This window comes from Ahniella affigens, assembly GCF_003015185.1.
Classification (GTDB): Bacteria; Pseudomonadota; Gammaproteobacteria; order Xanthomonadales; family Ahniellaceae; genus Ahniella; species Ahniella affigens.
The window spans coordinates 1079644-1097888 of the sequence record NZ_CP027860.1 but is presented as its reverse complement, the minus strand read 5'-3'; the positions used below and the strand labels follow the sequence as shown (position 1 = coordinate 1097888).

The following is an 18245-nucleotide window of genomic DNA, read 5'->3' as shown; positions in this document are numbered from 1 at the left end:
CGGGCTGACGACAAAAGGTGCTGGTTGCCCGCAGCAAGCAATCACAATTGTCGTCACGCCGGCGCAGCAGGCTGTGTGAAAACGGCTTTGGCGGCTGCATTCATGCCGCCTGATGCCATCGCAAGGGCGCTTACTATGTTGGCGTCATCCCGACGAGAGTCGGGATGACGAGCATGTTGCCCCACCTATTGCCGTCACTCCGGCGCAGTAGGCTGTGTGAAATCGGCTCTGGCGGCTGCATACATGCCGCCTGACGCCATCGCAAGGGCGCTTACTCTGTTGTCGTCATCCCGACGAAAGTCGGGACCCAGAATACTTGCGGCACCGTGGCCAGATTGCACTGGGCCCCGACGTTCGTCGGGATGACGAGTTGGGGTAGCGCCGCAAACTCCAACCGTTTTCACACAATCTGGCAGGCCGGCGTCCAGGGCACAATCTTGCGTCAAACTATTGATCCCGCGCGCGGTGCGCCATCGTTGCGAACACGCCGCAAGATCGCCCTGGATCCCGGAATCCGCTGCGCGGCTTCCAGGATGACGACAATCGTGGCGCCAGCACTCGAATGCACAAACAAGCCCGGATCACTCCGGGCTTGCGGGGCCAAACCAATGCTCAATCAGCGCGGCAATCAGCGAAACTCAGTCGGCGCGGCCGGCGCCACCACTGGCTTCGGCGGGTTCGCTTCGAGTTCCTTGAGCAGCACTTCCACGGCTTTTTCAACCGACGGATCGCGGCCTGCAGCCAGCGCATCCGGGCGATCGATCACTTCGATGTCGGGCGCCACGCCTTCATTTTCCACCGCCCACGATCCATCGGTGTCCATGAAGCGGAACGTCGCCGCCAGAATCATGCCGCCATCAACGAGCGCGGGGTTGCCACTGATACCGATCAGGCCACCCCAAGTACGCGTACCAATCACCGGCCCAAGTTTGAGCTTCTTGAAGAAGAACGGCAGCGCGTCGCCACCCGAACTCGACAAGCCGTTGATCAGCATCGCCTTCGGTCCGTTGTGGTGGAGCAGCGGCGTGGCTTGCGGATCGAGTTCGCGCCGCTTCCAGTAACTCAGCGGCTGACGGGCCAACAGTTCAATCATGCGATCCGGAATGAACCCACCGCCGTTGTAGCGATCATCGATGATCAGTGCGTCTTTGTTCGAGTACGCCAGCATGCCCTTGAACAGTTCGCGATTGCCTTCGACCGCTGTATTCGGCAGATGAATGTAGCCAATCCGGCCGTTGCTCAACCGGTCGACCAAGGCACGCCGTGATTGCACCCAGTCCAAATAGCGCAATCCAATTTCGCTATTCTGCAATTTGACGCGCTGCACTTTGCCCGAGCTGGCATCAGCTGTCTTGCTGAGGCGGACCTCGACGACTTGGTCGGCCTTGCCTTCGAACAGTTGAAACGGATTCTTGACTGTATTGGCAAGCACGCCATCGACGCTGATCAAGTAGTCGCCTTCGGCGGCCTCAATACCAGCCGTTGCCAGCGGCGAGCGGAACTCATCGGCCCAGTTTTCGCCTGGGAAAATTTTGCTGATCTTGAAGAAACCACTCGGATCAGTTTCGAACTCGGCGCCCAGAAAGCCACCCGGCACGCGCTTGACGCTCGGCAGGTCGCCGCCTTCAACATAGACGTGTCCGGAATTGGCCTCACCGGCAATCTCGTGCAGCAAATAGTCGAGATCGCGACGACTATGGAGCTTGGCGGCCAAGGGTTCATAGCGTGCTCGCACCGCATTCCAGCGTTCGATGCCACCATGCATGCCGGGATCGTAGAACCAGTCGCGCAGAATGCGCCAGGCGTCCACAAACATCTGCTGCCATTCCACTTTGGGGTCGATGCGGAGCACCAACTGATCGAGATTCAGCGCGTTCTTGCTCAGATCCTGACCAGCGCTGGGCTCGACAATCGCCCATGTGTCGCCCTTGTTGACCAGCATCTTCTTGCCTGAGCTATTCAGTGCAAATCGACCAACGCCTTGAATCAAATCTTCCGTTTCATGGCTGTCCACCGAATAGCGCTTCAACACCGGCGCGCCGGCCGCCGGGTCATTGGCGAGCGCCAGAAACACCACGCCATCGTCGATCGCCGTCAGGCCAAGGTAGTTGCCATTCGGGACCTTAAGCACTTCGACGCGCTGATCGGCGCCCGCCAGTTCGATCTGCACCTGCGCCTTGTCGGACGCTGCGGCTTTGGCGCTCGGCAGTGCCTCGTCGCTCTGGTAACCAAACAGCGCTGGAACGTTGTGATTCAGCGGTAGCGCATAGATGCGCGTCGCCTGCGTATAGAGATAGTTGGTCTCATAAACACTGTTCGTCAGCTGGTAGTCGCGATTCGACAGGAAATAGAGATACTGGCCCTTCGGGTCGAAGCTCGGCGAAAAGTTGGGCCGCGTATCAGCGAGCAACAAGTTGGTCTTGCCGTCGTTGAGGTCATACAACCAGATCGCCGGCAGGTTGTTGGCACTCACTTTGGTGTATGCCAAATACCGCGAATCCGGCGAGAAGGTCATGGAATCGAACCCATCCACCCGGCTGTGATCGACGTCGGCGATCTTGCCCGTACCCACTTCGAGGAGACGTAGCCGCTTCTTTTCGTCATTGAACGCCAGGAATCGGCCGTCCGGCGAATAGCTGAGGCGGTTGATCCAGGCATCGCTGCCACGGGTCAGCTGCTTGGGCTGACCACTGCCATCGGCATTGCGGACGTAGATCTCGTATTCGCCGCTCGCATCGCTCAGGTAGGCGAGCTGTTTACCGTCTGGTGACCACGCCACCGAGCGTTCACGGGCCGTCGGCGACTGCGAAAGATTCCGGAAAGTGCCGTCCTTCGCCGGTACCGTCAGCAGTTCGCCGCGCGCCGCAAACACGACGCGAGCGGCGTTCGGCGAAATATCAAAACTCTCGATGAACCCAGCCACCGATTTGATGCTTGGCAGGCTTTCGGCGAAGTCGGACTGCAAGGTCACTGGCACTTTGACCGGCTGCGCCGTCACGCTGTCCATGCGGTAAAGCGCGCCACCGTTCTCGAAGACAATCGTGTCGGCATTGGCGCTGGGCCAGAGTACGTCAAAGTCCTTGAAGTGCGTCAGCTGCTTGGGTGATTCTTGAGGCTCGGCGCCCCCCGCTGGCAAGGTGTACAGATTCAGCGTGCCATCGCGGTCGGACGCAAACACGATCTGATCGCCAAGCCACATGGGTTGATGATCGCTACCCGCAAAATTGGTGATGCGCTGCGCGTCATGCGTATTGAAATGATAGACCCAGATGTCCTGGGCGCGACCGCCGCGATAGCGCTTCCACGACCGGAAGTCGCGATCGATCGGCGTGTAGACCATTGACTGCCCGTCCGGCGACAGCATGCCGCCGCCGGTTTCGGGGATCTCCATCGGCTGCTCCAGTCCACCGTCCACCGGGACCAGATAGGGCCTGCCAGCGCGCTCATCAAACGGCAGCCGGTTCATGCGAACGACCACGTTCTTGCCGTCGGGGCTCCAGTCGAGCACGCGATAGTCGGTGCCACCGCGCATCGGCATGGCGCCGACATCGCTGTACCACGTGAGTTGCTTTGGGATGCCGCCATGGACCGAGATCACATACACCTGGCGGGTACCCGAGTACTCGGCACTGAACGCGAGCCACTGTCCATCGGGCGAGAACTTCGGATAAAGCTCCTGGCCGGCATGTGCCGTCAGTCGCTCCGCCGCCCCACCCGCCTTGGGGACCACATACAGATCGCCTGCGTGCACGAAGGCGATGCGCTCCGCGGACACGTCCGGGAAGCGCAGGATCGCGTCTTCGGCCAGCGTTTGGCCGGACAGAATAGTCAGACAGGAAAACCAAAGGGCGGAGCGTCGGATCATGAGAATCGCCGTGATAGGAGTGTCAGAGTTCAAATCGATACGCGAATTTGACCAGAAACTGGTCATCGTCGCGTAGGTCAAAAGCCGAACCGAGTGTGTCAAAAACGTCGTCAGTGGGGCGTTCATCAAGCGCGGCGCCACCCCGGCTGTAGACCGCAAAGATGTCACTCAGGTTGCCAAGCTTGTAGCGGTACCGGATCTGAAAGCCCAAGTTCTGGAGGCGAAAGTCCTCGACTGCCAATGTAGCGGGAACGAGGTGACCACCGTTGCCGATGGTCCAGGCCTGATCGGCCTCGGCGTCGATCCCGATCGCCTGCAGCTTGACCCGGAGTTCCTGGCGATCATCAATGAACCAATTCAAGTTAGACACCAGATCGACGCGTTCACTGTCGAATTGACCGAAGTTGGCGTCACCTTGCCAGATCAGCCACGCGCTCTGGGCAAACCAATACGTGCCGATCGACCAGTCGAGCTGATCGGAAAAGTGAATCCGCGGCTCGATACCGAACAGTCGATCATAACCATTGCCGATCCGGCTGCCGATCAACTCGGTGTTGAAATACCAACTCAATTTGCCGCCGTCGCGACGGGCCAGATTGGCCTCGGCGAAGAGATGCATGCCAGACTGCACGATGAACGAGCCATTGCCGCGCGAGCTCAGGTCATCGTAGATCTCATCGCGATAGCGAACGAAGAAGAACATGTTGCCCCCGTCGCGCATTTCGGAGTAGCGCTGCAGCGTGGCCGTGCCCCAAACCTGCTCGCCGTCAAGATTGCGGTTGTCGACCAATTCGAGTTCCCAGGCATGGCTTGCAAATAGGGAGTCTGCCGGCAGCTGATCCTGCCGATAGCCGGTCTCCCACTCCAGATAGCGGTTGTTGTTGCGGTCCTGGTAGCCCAGGTCGTTCAAATCCACATCGCCATCGGTACGAATGAAAAAGTACTGCTGCCGAAACGGCCCAGGCATGTCCCAATCGGCGATGATGCCGCCGCCGGTGCCACTGGTTACCACACCCCCCTCGTCGATATCGGAATGATGGATCGCCGTATCCAGCGTCCACGTCTCGCTTGGCCGGAATCGGCCATGGACGGCGGTCACATCCGCTTGCCGATCCAAGAACGGCCGATCGACCGCGATCTGGGTCACGTCCCACTCGACCTGCTCGGTCCGACCAGAAACTCGCCCGAACAGAAAATCGCGACCGGCAGTGCCGTCTTCCGTGGCGCCGAAAAACGCATAACCAAGGCCGCCGATGTTGCCATTGGCCTTGATCGCCGCATTGATATCGGCCGCCCCCGAACCATCGTCGGCCGGTCCGCCGACGCGGCGGGTGTAGAACAAGTTCCCGCCCGGATACCCACTGTCGAAAGCGGTCTGATTGTCAGTGAAAAACGGTCGTTTGTCGGTAAAAAACGTTTCGATGGCATCGAAGTTGACCACCAAGTCATCGCTCTCCACCTGCCCGAAGTCCGGATTCAGCGTTAGCGCAAACTGATGGTTGCTGTTTGGCTTCCAGAACAGGTCGGCACCTGCCTTGAACTCCTGGTCACTGCGTTTCAGGTCCGCCAGCGCCACGCCATAGGGCGTGATCGCCAGTAGACTGCTCTCGTAGGCATCAATCTCGATCTTGGCGAACTCGGACACGAATCGCGGGCGCGTGTACGTCGCTGCGGGATACGCATAGCGGCGGCCGGTTGCAGCCACTACGCGATCAAAGTACACGGCAATCGTGCGTTTCCCGTTGACTGGGGGTTTCATGGAGGTAATCGACCAGGGAATCAGCCATTCCCAGGTATAGCCCTCCTCCGAGTTAACCACCGCATGCTGCCAATCGGCGTCCCAGTCCTTGCTGAACTGATTCTCCCGGGAGATGACCTCGTCCGAGATGTCGTTGCCGGCCGATACCGTAAAGTCGTAGGCGCTTTTGCCGTCGGCGTCGAAGTCGATCATGAAGTTCGAACGGTCGATCTGTTCGTTAAAATCGCGCTGCACGCGGGACGTGATCCGCTGCACATCCGCTGGATGCTTGGCGCGGAGCGCCACCGCCAGCCCTTCGGGCGTGCTGAGCAGAAATGCCTCGATGCCAGCCTCGGCCGGGACCGGGCTCAGGTCAAAGGGCGTAGTCGAAACAAAATCGCCAAACCGCCGGGCTTGCTGCCACTCCGGCTCATCCATCTGGCCGTCCACCCGAATAGCTGCGTTCGCCATCGGCGCCACCAAGCCAAGCGTTGCCATCATGGCTACGCGCGTCCACATTTGCATTGTTGCTCCTTGCATTCTCTGTTCTGCTGTCCGGTGCGATCTCCCCGCTCAAGACGCCAAGAGGCGCCAGCCGGGATCCCGGAAGCAGACGGCCACCAAGGGCAAAGTGTGCTGCAAAGCGGCAGGATTCAGGAGCGCCATCGGTCATGCTCCGCTGGCGGGATGCAAGACGTAACACTTGCCGCTATGCTCGACGCGACCGGGACCATGCCTTCCGGCCTATCCCTGAAACAAACCCAAACCAACGACGAGGTGAATCATGACTGATCCGAACAGCCCTATTGCCCCACCGCCGGCTCCGGCTCTTGGCAGTGTCTCGAATGACGACAAGCTCTGGGGGATGCTCGCGCATCTGAGCGCGCTGTTGTTTGGCTTCCTCGGCCCGCTGGTGGTCTGGCTGGTCAAGAAGAATGAAAGTGCGTTCGTTGACGATCAGGGCAAAGAAGCACTCAACTTCCAGATCACGGTGTTTATCGCCATGCTCGCCTGCGGCGTGCTCAGCATCGTCATCATCGGCCTGTTCCTGATGCCAATCGTCGGCCTCGGCGCCCTCGTATTGACCATCATGGCTGGCATCAAGGCCAACGGCGGCGAAACCTATCGCTATCCGTTCGCGATTCGCCTGATCAAGTAATCAGCGCGACAACTGTTGTTCTCCATCGGGCACCTGCGGGTGCCCGATGTATTTCCGGACCAGGCAATGTGCCTCGAATGGCGTCCGTCAACTGGTCCGTGCGGCTAAAACCGTGATCTCTTCCCGGTCGTGATACAGCTGCTTCGCCCGAATCAGCAACTTGCCACCCGCCTCGTCCTGCAATGCCTGCAAGCAACGCTGCACCTCCAGATACCGCTTTTTCATCGGCAGTTTCAGGTTGAAGATCGCACGTTGGCAATGCCCATCGCGCAACCAGGCCGCCATCAGGCTGGCCACCCGGATCGGCTGCTCGACCATGTCGCACACCAGCCAGTCCACGGCCTTTTTGGGCCGAAACTGAAAGCCATCGGCGCGGATGTGCTCGACGAGGCCAGTCGCCATCAACGATTCCGCCATCGGCCCATTGTCAATCGCCTGAACACGGATTGAGCGGCGAACGAACTGGTAGGTCCAGCCCCCCGGACAAGCACCCAGATCCACCGCGGTCATGCCCGGTTTGAGCCAGCGCTCGCGCTCAGTCTCACTAAGCAACACCATGAACGCCTCTTCAAGCTTCAATGTCGATCGGCTCGGCGCCTCGCCCGGAAACCGGAGCCGCACAATGCCGCCGCGCGGGGCAGCCGCCAATTGTGCCGCAGAGACCTTGCCAAGCAACGCATGCTGCCCACTAAGCAGACACACGAGCAGTGCCTGGCGCTCGCGGCGATTGATGCGTCCGGCCTTCTTCAGCAAGCCGAGCAAGGCCGACTCAAAGCCCCGGCACAACGCGCGTAAGGCCTCGCCCGCTGGACTATCGGCGCATTCCACCCGGACGTCGGCAAACTGAAGCTGCTCGCGCTCGCACCAGTCGAGCATGGGCCGTGCCCGATCCTTGGCGTCCAAATGCTCCAAATTGAGCGTGATCGGCCAGAGACTGCGGGCGAAGATCAGCGACTCAGCGCCCGGCAAGTTGCCTGGCAAGTCGCCCTGCAACATGAACCGCACCATCCCACTATCGCGCTCAGTCTTGCCGTAGCCGGCACATTCGGCCTCGGCCATGACTTGCTCCAGCTCCTGCACGCATTCCGGCTCAAAACCTGCCCGGCACAGTGCCAGTATTTCTGTCATGGGAGACTCATCCTAATCGGTGACCTCGAATCATAGCGCCGCCATTGCCTCGGCACCGAAGGTCCACCACAATCGCCCGATGCCTTGACCTCCTGCCCGGTGGCGGGCGCGATGGCAAGGTTGGCTCGGCCGACCAGATTTTTAGCGTCATGTTCCAAAAATAGTTTGAACTCAATTTGGAAGCGTTTCGAGCCAAGGCAAGGCGCGAGGAGGAGACGTAGTGTTTGCTACGGCAACGACGAGCGACGCAGAATTGGCGCGCAAGGCTTGAAATCGATTCAAGCTATTTTCGGAACTTGACACGAGACAGGTGGGCGACCAAAGCAGCGGAGGCTAAATGAATCTGGACGTGCGCTATCAGGGCAGTCGCAACATGGTGGTCAATTGTGTCGCCTACACGGTTGACGGGCGGCGGCTTCCCGACATCACGATCGAGCAGATCAGCGACGTGCTGCAGATGAACGATACGTTTGTCTGGGTCGGCCTGCACGAACCCGACGAGGCGCTGCTGACCAAGCTGCAGGAAGAGTTCTGCCTGCATGACTTGGCGATTGAAGACGCCCACCACGCGCACCAGCGCCCCAAGATCGAGGTCTACGGCGATTCGCTGTTTATCGCGATGCACACCGCCCAGTTTGTGGCCGGCAAGATCGAGTTCGGCGAGACGCACATCTTTCTTGGCCCGCGTTATCTGGTTACGGTCCGCCACGGCGCGTCGCTGTCTTATGCGCCGGCGCGGGGTCGCTGCGAGAAGGAGCCCGACCTGCTGAGCCACGGCCCGAGCTATGGGCTCTATGCGGTGATGGACTTCATCGTCGACAACTTCATGCCGATCGTGCGCGAGTTCGAAAGTGAGTTGGCCGAACTGGAAACTGACATTTTTGACGGCAGCTACAAGCGCGAAACGATTGAGCGCCTGTACGACCTCAAGAAACAGCTCGTCACGCTACGGCTCGCGGTGTCGCCGATCCAGGACATCACGAACCAGCTCGTCCGCTTCCATCCCATGTTGATCCGCGACGATGTTCGCCCCTACTTCCGCGACGTGTTCGACCATTCGATGCGCGTCAAGGAAGCGAGCGACACCATGAGTGAAATGCTGACAGCCGCCATGAGCGTCAACCTGGCGATGGTCACGGTGCATCAAGGCGAAGTCGTCAAGCGGCTGGCGGGCTGGGCGGGCCTGCTCGGCATTCCGACCTTGATGGCCAGTTGGTACGGCATGAACTTCAAGCATATGCCAGAGTTGCCGGGCGAGTTGAGCTACTTCGTGTTTATCGGCGTCACACTGGCTGTGGTCGGCGTCACCTACACCATTCTGCGCAAGGCGAAGTGGGTATGAACAGGTCTTCCGAAACCGAGGCGCCCCAACGCGGCGTGACGCTGGGTGCGCTCATCAGCGCGCTCATCTGCGCCGTGGCGCTGTGGTTGCTCATCGCCGCGCAATCCCCGCCCAAGCCTGTGCCTGCCGACGCCGACCAAAGCGGGTTCTCGGCGCTCCGTGCTGCCGATGCGCTGGGCCGCGTGCTCGATCTGCAAACCCCGCATCCACTTGGCAGCGTCGAGAACAACCGAGTGCGGGCGCGGATCATGACCGAGCTCACTAGGCTTGAGCTCAACCCGGAAATTCGCGGACGTTTTGTCTGCGCGAGTTACGGCGTGTGCGGCACGCCTTACAACCTACTCGCGCGGATCCCAGGCAAAGACCACAGCAAGCTGGTGGTACTCGCGGCCCATTACGATTCCGTGTTCGCGGGCCCCGGTGCGGGCGATGCGGGCGCGTCGGTGGGTGCGATTCTGGAGATTGCCCGCGCTTTGAAAGCAGGGCCGCCGTTGGCGCACGATGTCTTGGTTTTGATTGATGACGGCGAAGAAGCAGGCCTGCTTGGCGCCCGCGCGTTTATGCAGGACCCCGAAGCCAAACAAGTACGCGCCTTCATCAACATGGAAGCGCGTGGCACAAACGGCCTGAGCCGCCTGTTCGAAACGTCCGATGGCAACGCAACGTTTGCGCGCTTGTTCGCGCAGCATTTACCACATCCGTCGACATCGTCGCTGTATTACGAAATCTACAAACTGCTACCCAACGACACCGATCTCAGCGTGTTCAAAGCTGAAGGCGGCACGGGCGTCGGCATGGCCTTCATCGGTGGTCCACTGCGCTATCACACGCCGGTTGATGACTTGGAGCACCTGGACCTTCGAACACTCCAGGATCAAGGCGACAGTGCCCTCGCCCTGGCGCGGGCCTTTGTTGCCGAACCGGGGCCGTTGAAGGCCAAGACCGATGCCGTCTACTTCGATGTGTTCGGCCGCTTCATTGTCTACTGGCCAATGGCGCTGAGCCTTCCCATCGCGTTGCTGACCCTGGTGTTGGCGGGCATCGCCTATGCGCGACTTGGCGCGCATCGACCGCGCCTCATCGCGGTGCTGGGCGGCTTGTTGCTTGGTGTGTTGCTGCTGGCGGTGCAAGGTGTTGGGGCGTGGCTGGTGCTCGAAACCCTGAAGCTCCTGGGGCTCGTCGAGACGCGCTGGCAGGTCAATCTGTTCTGGCCCAGCCTCGCCTTCATGTTGCTGACGGTGGTGTTCCTGCCCGCCGATCGTTCGCGCGTCTTCAAGACCTTTGGCGTCGATCCGGCACAGCCCTGGAACGCACTCTTTGGCTGGATGTTGCTGCTGTGGCTGCTGTCCCTGTTGCTTTGGCAGGTGCTGCCTGGCGCGATGTATCTGACGTTGATCCCCGTATTGCTCGCGACGTTGGCGCTGATCATTCGGCCAGGAAGCAAACATTGGGCCGGCAGCATGCTGTGCCTCGGCGCGCTGATCACGATCGGGCCCATGCTCGCGTCGCTCTACGAATCGCTTGGAAGCGGCATTCTGTTTGCGCTGACGCCCTTGAGCGCGATGGTTTTGTTGCCGGTGGCCTACGCAGCCAGCAAACTGTTCAACAGCCGCACCAAGTTCTTGGCGCTGCTCATCTGCGCGCTCGGTTTTGGGTCCATGTTCGTCATACCGCGGTTCACCCTGCACGAACCCATGCCGTTGGCCATCACGCTAGTGCAAGGACCCGAAACCAGCCGCCTTAGCGTGAGCAGCGAAGTGCGCTTGGAAAGCCCGTTGTTCAAAACGGCAACCGGGCTCGAACTCCGCCCCGAATTGAGCCTGCCCTGGAACACCAGACCCAATCTGGTCGGACCGGTACTGAATGAGGCCGACAAAGTGGCACTACCAACATTGCGATTGCTCGGCCGCGAGCCCGATGGCAACGACGTGATCTGGACATTCGATCTCCGGTCCGCACGCAGCGCTGCCGTAATTGGGTTCGTGCACCCGGCTCGTTGGGGCCGAAGTGCCGTGAAATTCAACGGCATCGGCACCAGCCAGGGCGCCAAGTATGATCGCGATGCACTCAGCGGTGGCTATTTGTCCTGGGCAGTCTATGCGAGCGAGGCGTCGTTTACGATTCGGCTGCCTGCTGGCGACGTCCCGAGCGGCTTTGTCTATGATCGCTCGCCAGAATTGCCGGTAGCGTTCGCGCACCTCAATACCTCACGCATCAATGCGCAAGCCATGCCTGTCCATACTGGCGATGGCGTCTTGGCATGGCTGCCGTTGCCGAGCGAATGGCCTGAGGAGAATCGCCCGGGTGCGATCGCGGCAGATTCGAGTGCAGCGCCAGAAGCCGCACCATGACGCGTTCGCTGGGCGTGGTGTTTGCCGTCATACCCGACCTTGTCACGGCGAGCTTGTTCGTGCTGTGTTGGATCGCGCCGGCGTGGATCGGTCCGGGCTGGATCAAGTCACTGATGCTCTTGATGGTGTTCGAGTTCGTGTGCATCCATGCGACGGCGTTTCTGATGAACCTCGCGATGTCGGACAAGATGTCGCGCACTAAGCGCAGCGTCGGGATTGTCGCAATTGGCTTTGGCTATCTCGGCCTGGCCGCGGCGATTGCCTATGCATTCGGCGCGTGGTGGCCAATCATTGCGTTTTTGTGGCTACTCGTTGGCAAACTCGCCATCGTTTGGGAGCAAGCGAACAAGCAGCGCCAACGCCAGCAAATGCTGATTTGGGGCATTTCCACTGGCGCGTACATCGTGACCGTGCTCGCCGGTGTCATGATTCCAGTCCCCGCGTTGATGATCACCGACGCCGTGCGCGAAGCCGCAGAACTGACAGGCAGCGGCTTATGGGTCGATCACCCCGAGCGCATGATCTTTAGCGGCCTGCTGTATTTTTGCGCGCTGAGCTACGTGAAGTATCGCGTGCTGCGCCAAGCGGTAAGCGCCCAAAGCCCTAACAGCAAGTAACGCAATCGCCAACCCGCACTAGCGAGGGCGGATGCACTTCTTTCTCTATTATCAGACATCATCCAAGGCTTTGTTGTTGTCGACATTCCAGCGAACCTGGCTGCGTGAGAACGGCTTTGGCGGCTACGTTCATGGCGTCTGACGTCATTGCAAGGCGAACTACTCTGTTGGCGTCATCCCGACGCAAGTCGGGACCCAGGGCAATCTGGCAGCGGTGTCGCAAGTATTCTGGATCCCGACTTTCGTCGGGATGACGCCAAAGAGGTTGCACCGCAAACTCCAACCGTTCTCACACAGTGTGTTTCGGTGGCATGACGGCGAGTAGGCCGAGCGTTACGTCCGGCTCGGGACAGCAGTTTGATGCGCGAATAGGCGCCGCGTTGGTGCGACGAGAACGCTCATCAAACTGCCCAAAGTATTTTCAGTCAGCTCGCCATCCAGAACCCAGCCGCATTTAGAATGTCCGCTACTGCCTTCGCACGACCACCCGCACCATGATCTGGGTCCTACTCAGCGTTCCGATCGTATACGCACTGCTCATCATCGCCGAGCAGCGCTACGCGGCGGTGCCGCAATCTTGGGACTCAAGATGGCAGGCTCTGGCGTTGCTGCGGTTTGCGGTGCTCGCCGTCATCAACACCAACACGGCTGGCCTGATCCAGTGGTTTACGCAATCGCCGCGCAATGGCCTTGGCCACGGCCTGGCAATCGATGTTGTGTCCGGCTTTCTGCTCGCGACGCTCGGCAACGCGCTGCTGCATCGACTGTTGCACAGCAGCGACTTCCTGTGGCGACAGGTGCACCGCTTTCACCATGAGCCCGAGCGCTTCGACACGGCCGGCGTCATGTGGCAGAGCATTGGCGAAATGGCCCTGAATGCCGTGGTCTTTGGTGCATTGGTCATCCTCGTGCTCGATCTCCCCATACTCCCTACCAGCATTGTCGCCGCCTTGTCGTCGCTCTACGGGCTGTTTCAACACATGAATCTGCGGACGCCTGCTTGGCTGGGGCCATGGATCCAACGACCCGAGTCGCACCGCATTCACCACCAGCGCCATCACCATCGCGACAACTACAGCGACTTCCCGGTTTGGGATCTGATTTTCGGGGGATACCGAAACGGCAAGACACTAGTGACCGATATTGGCATCGGCGCGAACGATTCCGGCGCAATGGCGCGTTCAAACAACCGCCCACTGCACCCAGCCTGGGTCAGTCTGACCTGCCTATTCCTGCCGATCTATCTGGCTGTCTACGGACTCGCGTACGGCCCGACGCATTTCCTCCAATGGTGCCATGTCGGCCTCCTGCTGACCCTGGTCGCGATTCTGCGTGAATCGAGCCTGCTGCTCAGTATCGCCGCGTTGAGCTCCCCCGTACTGGCCCTCATCTGGCTCAGCGACGTGGCTGCATTCCTGATCTTCGGTCACGGCTGGCACGGTGGCACCGGCTATCTGTTCACCGACACCACGTCCGCCGCCGTGCGCCTGCTGTCCTGGTTTCATGTGCTACTACCATTGGTCCACGCGCTGTTGCTTCGACGGCTCGGATTCAGACCTTCCGCGCTGCCGATTGCCGCATTGCTCGGCGTGTTGGTGTTCACGCTGAGCGTCTGGCTCCCAGGCGATCTCAACTATGTGCGACATGGCCCCAGCGGCCTCGCCTCCGATCTCGCCGTGCCGACTGCCTTGCTCCGAAACGTGGTACTCCTCGTCGCAGTTCTGCTCGCTCCCGGGTATTGGATTTGGCTACTGTGGACGAAACACAGCCCCAGTCGCGCTGATCAGCCTGCCGACTGCTAGAGTCGGCGCACCTTGGTTGGCAAGCCAAACTCAATACCTCTCAAACCGTGAGCCAGACCCACACATTGATCGCGCTCTGGGCTGCCTTCTGCCCCTACCTCGCACTGGCCTTGTACGACGGCTGGTTGCACGAAAAGGCGCGCCGCGTGCCGAAACTGGAACAGCTCAGTCATGGCCTGATCTTCGTCTCGGTGATCGCGCTCTGGACAGGCCTGTATCACCAACATACCCTGCTGACCCGCGGCGCCCTTGCCGTGTTTACGGTCACAGCCTTTATCGACGAATGGGTCTACCACGGCCCGCTGCATGGCCACGAGCGACGCCTACACTTTATCGCTTACACCTGCTTCGCCGGCTTCGTTGGCGTTGCGGCGTGGCTGGGCCGAATCTGATGAGCACCATCGGTTCCCCGCACATTACCTGGACTTATGCACCACTGATCGTGCTCGGCTTGGTCGTGCTGTTGCTCACGCGGCCCGCTGCACAATACGAACCCGCGCAACGCAACGCGTATGTCCGTATTCAAATGATCACGATCTTCGGCGCGCTTGTTGGCGCCAAAGTCGCAGTGCTGTTTGGTGACTCCTTGTGGCCGCTCGAACCGTTTCCCGGCTGGGCAAACTGGCTCGCCTCCGGCCGCTCCATTGTGGGCGCCTTGCTGTTCGGCTTTCTGACCGCGGAACTCTGCAAGCCCTTGCTCCACTATCCCTTGCCGCCAAACGACCGATTCGCGATGGCGCTGCCGTTCTCACTCGCGATTGGTCGCATCGGCTGCTGGCTGAGTGGTTGTTGCCTAGGCATTGAGTGGCACGGCCCGCTGGCCATGACTGCCGCCGATGGCACACAACGCTTTCCGGCCGTGCCCGCCGAGCTACTGTTTCAGTTGCTCGTCGGCGGCATGTTCGTCTACTGCTATCGGCAGGGCGTTCTGAAAGGCCGGCTCTTCGCGCTGTATCTCGTGCTCTACGGCAGCTACCGCTTCGGCAGTGAATTCATGCGCGCCACGCTGAAAGCATTCGCCGGCTTGTCGGCGTATCAATGGCTGAGTCTCCTAATGATCGTCGCCGGCCTGATCACGCTGCGGCTGCGCCGCCATCAGCGTCCTGCCCGCATGCCCGAGCCACCGAGTCCACCCCGCACCGTCGCCGCATAGGTCGTTCAACATGAGCCAAGACCCAAGCCCATTTGATCCCCAAAACGAAGACCACTCTGGACAGTTCAAACGGGTCGCGATCTGGATTCTGAAAGCCATCGCGATCGGCATTGGCGTGCTCGGCGCGCTGATCGTACTCGGCCTGCTGCTACTGTTCGGCACGTGTGCGCTGAGTGGGCGCTGATGGCCACCACGCCAGGCGTTCCGATGTCGCCAATGCAAAGTACGCGCGACGTCACTTCAGCCGATACGGAAGCAGAACAACCGCAAATCAAGGGCGAATGTCACAATGAACCCAGAAGAGCCTAAGAATGATGCACCGACCAATTCCCAAGACCCGGACGGTAAACCTGATCCGTCCAAGAGCAAGCTCTTTTCCACTGGGGAGTATGTGGCATTTGCGGTCGTTGTGCTGTTCCTTTTGCTGTTTGGAACGTGTCAAGGATGGCGCCCTTGATAGCGAAACGTTCCTCATATTTGATCAATGAATTCGTTCTTGCCGCTTACTGCCGCGAACCGCAATCCAGTGCAGTGTGACGGCAATACCGTTGTTCAACGCTAAGGAGCCTCTGAACAAGTTCAGAGGCGATGCGGGCCATGGATGGCTCGCCCAGAATCAAACACGCAAGTGGTTGATTCTGGAGAACTGAGTCCGGACCCCGGCCTTCGCCGGGGCAGGCTATGTGCCGGACTCAGTGCGGGTCTGAAAGTCCAGGATGGACTTATTCAGACCCTCCCTAAGTACCCCACTAACTGTCAAAGCGCTCCAATCTAAATCATGTTCCTCATTGACCGCATTAAACATCAGCTGCATCAGGACATTGTCGCCGACCCGGTCCTGCACGCCCGCGTGCTGAACTTGTACTTGTGCGGCGAAGCGTACCCACATGCGGTCAACGATTACTTCCCGGTTGCCGCCGTGCGCGACCCGGATTTGGCCGAGGCCATGCGCCAGCACCAAGCGGACGAAGACAAGCACATTGCGCTGTATGCCAAAGCCATTCAGAAGCTGGGCGAACCGGTGCAGCAGCTGCCGCCCGAACACATCTTCAACCATGTGATCCGGCAACACTCTGCCGAAACCTGGCACGTTGAACCGGAGATGGCCGACGACCAGCGCACCCGCCGCGTCGCGAGCTTTCTCGCTCACGCGCACATTCTGGAAAAGCGCGTGGCCCGTTCGCTGGAATACCACCTGGAAGCCTGCAATCGTGCTGCCGATCCGTATCCTGCCAAAGCGGTTGCCGCCGTGCTCGGTGACGAACAACGCCATGTGTCGTATACGCACGACGCCGTATTCCACCTCCTGCCACGGGCCGAGGCCGCTGCCCTACTGCGTTCGCATGAACGCGCCGAGGCCCGCGCGAATCTCGACTTCTCGTCCAATCAATTGCGCCGTCTGCTGCGCGAGGAAACCCAACATTGGCCGACTGCCCGCCGCGGGTTCTACCGCGCGTGTGCGGCGGTGATGCGCGGAGTGTTGCACTGTGCGTAAGCCACTCAGCATTCCGGTGCGCGTCGAGTCGGTCGCGGCGACACCTAACCCGACCGAAAGCCTGGAATCGCGGTTGCGCCGCTTGTCGGCGCCACTCAAGACTTGGAGCGAGTCCGACGTCCGCGATCAATTCCAATTGCCAGACCCAGTCCTGCTGATCAAGACGACACTGAGCCTGTGCCCGGAATGCCTGACGCATGTCCACGCCGCAGTTGTGCGCGATGGCGAGCAAGTGTGGATGCACAAGTGGTGTCTGAATCATGGCGCCTCACGCGCGCTGATCGAAAACGACTGGCGCTTCTATCGCGTGTCCAGCAAGGATCAATGGGGCCGCCACTACGGCCAGATGCGGCGCCAAGACATTCCCACATTTGCCGCCAGCAGTTGCTGTGGGCCGGGTGAGGTCTGCGCGCCGACCGGGACAACACTCGCCGAGCCCATCGACCACACGAATCAGATCGGCAATAAAACCTGCACGGTGCTGATGGAAGTCACCGATGCGTGCAACCTCGCGTGCCGCGTGTGCTACTCCGACTCCAAAGGCGATCGCATCATCGCGATTGAGGAATTCCGCCGCTATCTGATCGACCTGGCTGCGCTGCAGGGCCGACTCGATTCCGTGCAAATCACCGGCGGCGAAGCGAGCCTGCATCCGCAGTTCTGGGAACTGTTGCAGTGGCTCTACGAACAACAGGACGCCATCGGCAAAATCTACTTACCGACGAATGGCCTCTTGTTCAACAAGGACGACTGGGTCGAGCGCCTCAAGCCTTATCGCGAACGTGTGCTCGTATTGCTGCAGTTCGATGGCCGCGACCAGAACACCAACCCAAGCCTCCGCAAAGCCAAACCTGAGCGCCAGCGCGAAGCCGTGATCAAACGCCTGAACCGCGCCGGGATCGCGATGCAACTCACGATGACCTTGAGCCAGGACGTCAGCGAAGCGGATATCGCGTGGGTCGTTCAACAAGGCTTGAAACACAAAAACGTCCGCCTGATCGCGATGCAGCCCGCGTTCTACTCCGGCCGCTACGAACTCCCGACCGACCCCAATCGTCGCCTCACGTTGAGCGACTGTGCGAAAGGCGTCGTTGCCGGCATGAACGGGCGCGCCGTGCTCGATGATTTCCTCCCGATCCCGTGCAGCCACCCGAACTGCGGCTGGGTCACCCTGTTCGCCCGCCGCTTTGGCCTCGTCCGCAATATCGCAAGGCACGTCGACTTGAACGCAGTGATGAACGACGTCGCATACAAAACCCTCTTGAACCGCACCGAGATGCAAGACATGCTCGGCACCCGCGGTTCCTGGTTCAGCCGATTGCTGGCACGTGTCGGCCGCAAACTGATCCGGCCCCAAGACGTGTTTGGCATCGCAATCAAACCGTTCATGGACCGATACACGTACGACCAAGACCGTATCTCGGCGTGTTGCCACCATATCCTGGACACGAAAGGACAGGCTTGGTCGTTTTGCGAGTACAACGCGTTGGGACGGTCGGACGACAGCTGGCAGGAGCGCCCAGAAGTCGCACAGCGCCAGGTAAGTTCGTAGGGCTCAATAACCGAAGGGCATTGCTCCGAACGGGTTGCCGCAG

The 18245-nt window shown here is 60.1% G+C and carries 13 protein-coding genes; 10 read left to right on the top strand and 3 right to left on the bottom strand.

Annotation, left to right across the window (positions count from 1 at the left end):
* Window positions 1-628: 628 nt before the first annotated feature.
* Both C7S18_RS04100 and C7S18_RS04095 read right to left on the bottom strand, forming a co-directional pair.
* Window positions 629-3865 (bottom strand): S41 family peptidase, encoded by a 3237-nt coding sequence (locus tag C7S18_RS04100; RefSeq protein WP_170113099.1) that lies wholly within the window; start codon window positions 3863-3865, stop codon window positions 629-631.
* Window positions 3866-3887: 22 nt separating this feature from the next.
* Complete coding sequence (locus C7S18_RS04095) at window positions 3888-6122, bottom strand: DUF5916 domain-containing protein (protein WP_106890352.1); 2235 nt, start codon at window positions 6120-6122, stop codon at window positions 3888-3890.
* A 265-nt stretch (window positions 6123-6387) separates the two neighbouring features.
* Between C7S18_RS04095 and C7S18_RS04090 the strand changes: the two genes are divergently transcribed.
* Window positions 6388-6762 carry a DUF4870 domain-containing protein gene (locus C7S18_RS04090; protein ID WP_106890351.1) on the top strand — a complete coding sequence of 125 codons (375 nt, stop codon included), beginning with the start codon at window positions 6388-6390 and terminating at the stop codon, window positions 6760-6762.
* An 87-nt stretch (window positions 6763-6849) separates the two neighbouring features.
* Here C7S18_RS04090 and rlmM read toward each other — a convergent pair whose 3' ends face one another.
* Window positions 6850-7890, bottom strand: coding sequence for a 23S rRNA (cytidine(2498)-2'-O)-methyltransferase RlmM (gene rlmM, locus C7S18_RS04085; RefSeq protein ID WP_106890350.1), 1041 nt, complete (start codon window positions 7888-7890; stop codon window positions 6850-6852).
* 337 nt (window positions 7891-8227) lie between these two features.
* Between rlmM and C7S18_RS04080 the strand changes: the two genes are divergently transcribed.
* The 9 genes from C7S18_RS04080 to C7S18_RS04050 all read left to right on the top strand — a co-directional run bounded on the left by C7S18_RS04080 (window position 8228) and on the right by C7S18_RS04050 (window position 18202).
* Complete coding sequence (locus tag C7S18_RS04080; protein WP_240623977.1) at window positions 8228-9232, top strand: magnesium and cobalt transport protein CorA; 1005 nt, start codon at window positions 8228-8230, stop codon at window positions 9230-9232.
* Window positions 9229-11583 (top strand): M28 family peptidase, encoded by a 2355-nt coding sequence (locus tag C7S18_RS04075; RefSeq protein WP_106890349.1) that lies wholly within the window; start codon window positions 9229-9231, stop codon window positions 11581-11583. Before C7S18_RS04080 ends, C7S18_RS04075 begins: the two co-directional genes overlap by 4 nt.
* Complete coding sequence (locus C7S18_RS04070; protein ID WP_106890348.1) at window positions 11580-12200, top strand: hypothetical protein; 621 nt, start codon at window positions 11580-11582, stop codon at window positions 12198-12200. The genes C7S18_RS04075 and C7S18_RS04070 overlap by 4 nt, the downstream gene beginning before the upstream one ends.
* 494 nt (window positions 12201-12694) lie before the next feature.
* Complete coding sequence (locus C7S18_RS04065) at window positions 12695-14002, top strand: sterol desaturase family protein (protein ID WP_106890347.1); 1308 nt, start codon at window positions 12695-12697, stop codon at window positions 14000-14002.
* 47 nt (window positions 14003-14049) lie between these two features.
* Complete coding sequence (locus C7S18_RS24400; protein WP_170113098.1) at window positions 14050-14394, top strand: hypothetical protein; 345 nt, start codon at window positions 14050-14052, stop codon at window positions 14392-14394.
* A complete protein-coding gene (locus C7S18_RS24395) occupies window positions 14394-15155 on the top strand; it encodes a prolipoprotein diacylglyceryl transferase (RefSeq protein ID WP_170113097.1) in 762 nt (253 codons plus the stop codon). Before C7S18_RS24400 ends, C7S18_RS24395 begins: the two co-directional genes overlap by 1 nt.
* A gap of 10 nt (window positions 15156-15165) precedes the next feature.
* Window positions 15166-15339, top strand: a complete 174-nt coding sequence (locus C7S18_RS24390; RefSeq protein ID WP_170113096.1) for a hypothetical protein — start codon at window positions 15166-15168, stop codon at window positions 15337-15339.
* A gap of 594 nt (window positions 15340-15933) precedes the next feature.
* On the top strand, window positions 15934-16650 hold the full coding sequence (locus C7S18_RS04055; RefSeq protein WP_106890345.1) for a ferritin-like domain-containing protein: 717 nt from the start codon (window positions 15934-15936) through the stop codon (window positions 16648-16650).
* Window positions 16643-18202 (top strand): radical SAM protein, encoded by a 1560-nt coding sequence (locus C7S18_RS04050; RefSeq protein ID WP_106890344.1) that lies wholly within the window; start codon window positions 16643-16645, stop codon window positions 18200-18202. The genes C7S18_RS04055 and C7S18_RS04050 overlap by 8 nt, the downstream gene beginning before the upstream one ends.
* Window positions 18203-18245: the final 43 nt, after the last annotated feature.

Excerpts from the sequence above, each read along its gene's own strand:
- C7S18_RS04100 (WP_170113099.1), bottom strand. The coding sequence starts at position 3,865 with ATGATCCGACGCTCCGCCCTTTGGTTTTCCTGTCTGACTATTCTGTCC.
- C7S18_RS04095 (WP_106890352.1), bottom strand. The coding sequence starts at position 6,122 with ATGTGGACGCGCGTAGCCATGATGGCAACGCTTGGCTTGGTGGCGCCG.
- C7S18_RS04090 (WP_106890351.1), top strand. The coding sequence starts at position 6,388 with ATGACTGATCCGAACAGCCCTATTGCCCCACCGCCGGCTCCGGCTCTT.
- rlmM (WP_106890350.1), bottom strand. The coding sequence starts at position 7,890 with ATGACAGAAATACTGGCACTGTGCCGGGCAGGTTTTGAGCCGGAATGC.
- C7S18_RS04080 (WP_240623977.1), top strand. The coding sequence starts at position 8,228 with ATGAATCTGGACGTGCGCTATCAGGGCAGTCGCAACATGGTGGTCAAT.
- C7S18_RS04075 (WP_106890349.1), top strand. The coding sequence starts at position 9,229 with ATGAACAGGTCTTCCGAAACCGAGGCGCCCCAACGCGGCGTGACGCTG.
- C7S18_RS04070 (WP_106890348.1), top strand. The coding sequence starts at position 11,580 with ATGACGCGTTCGCTGGGCGTGGTGTTTGCCGTCATACCCGACCTTGTC.
- C7S18_RS04065 (WP_106890347.1), top strand. The coding sequence starts at position 12,695 with ATGATCTGGGTCCTACTCAGCGTTCCGATCGTATACGCACTGCTCATC.
- C7S18_RS24395 (WP_170113097.1), top strand. The coding sequence starts at position 14,394 with ATGAGCACCATCGGTTCCCCGCACATTACCTGGACTTATGCACCACTG.
- C7S18_RS24390 (WP_170113096.1), top strand. The coding sequence starts at position 15,166 with ATGAGCCAAGACCCAAGCCCATTTGATCCCCAAAACGAAGACCACTCT.
- C7S18_RS04055 (WP_106890345.1), top strand. The coding sequence starts at position 15,934 with ATGTTCCTCATTGACCGCATTAAACATCAGCTGCATCAGGACATTGTC.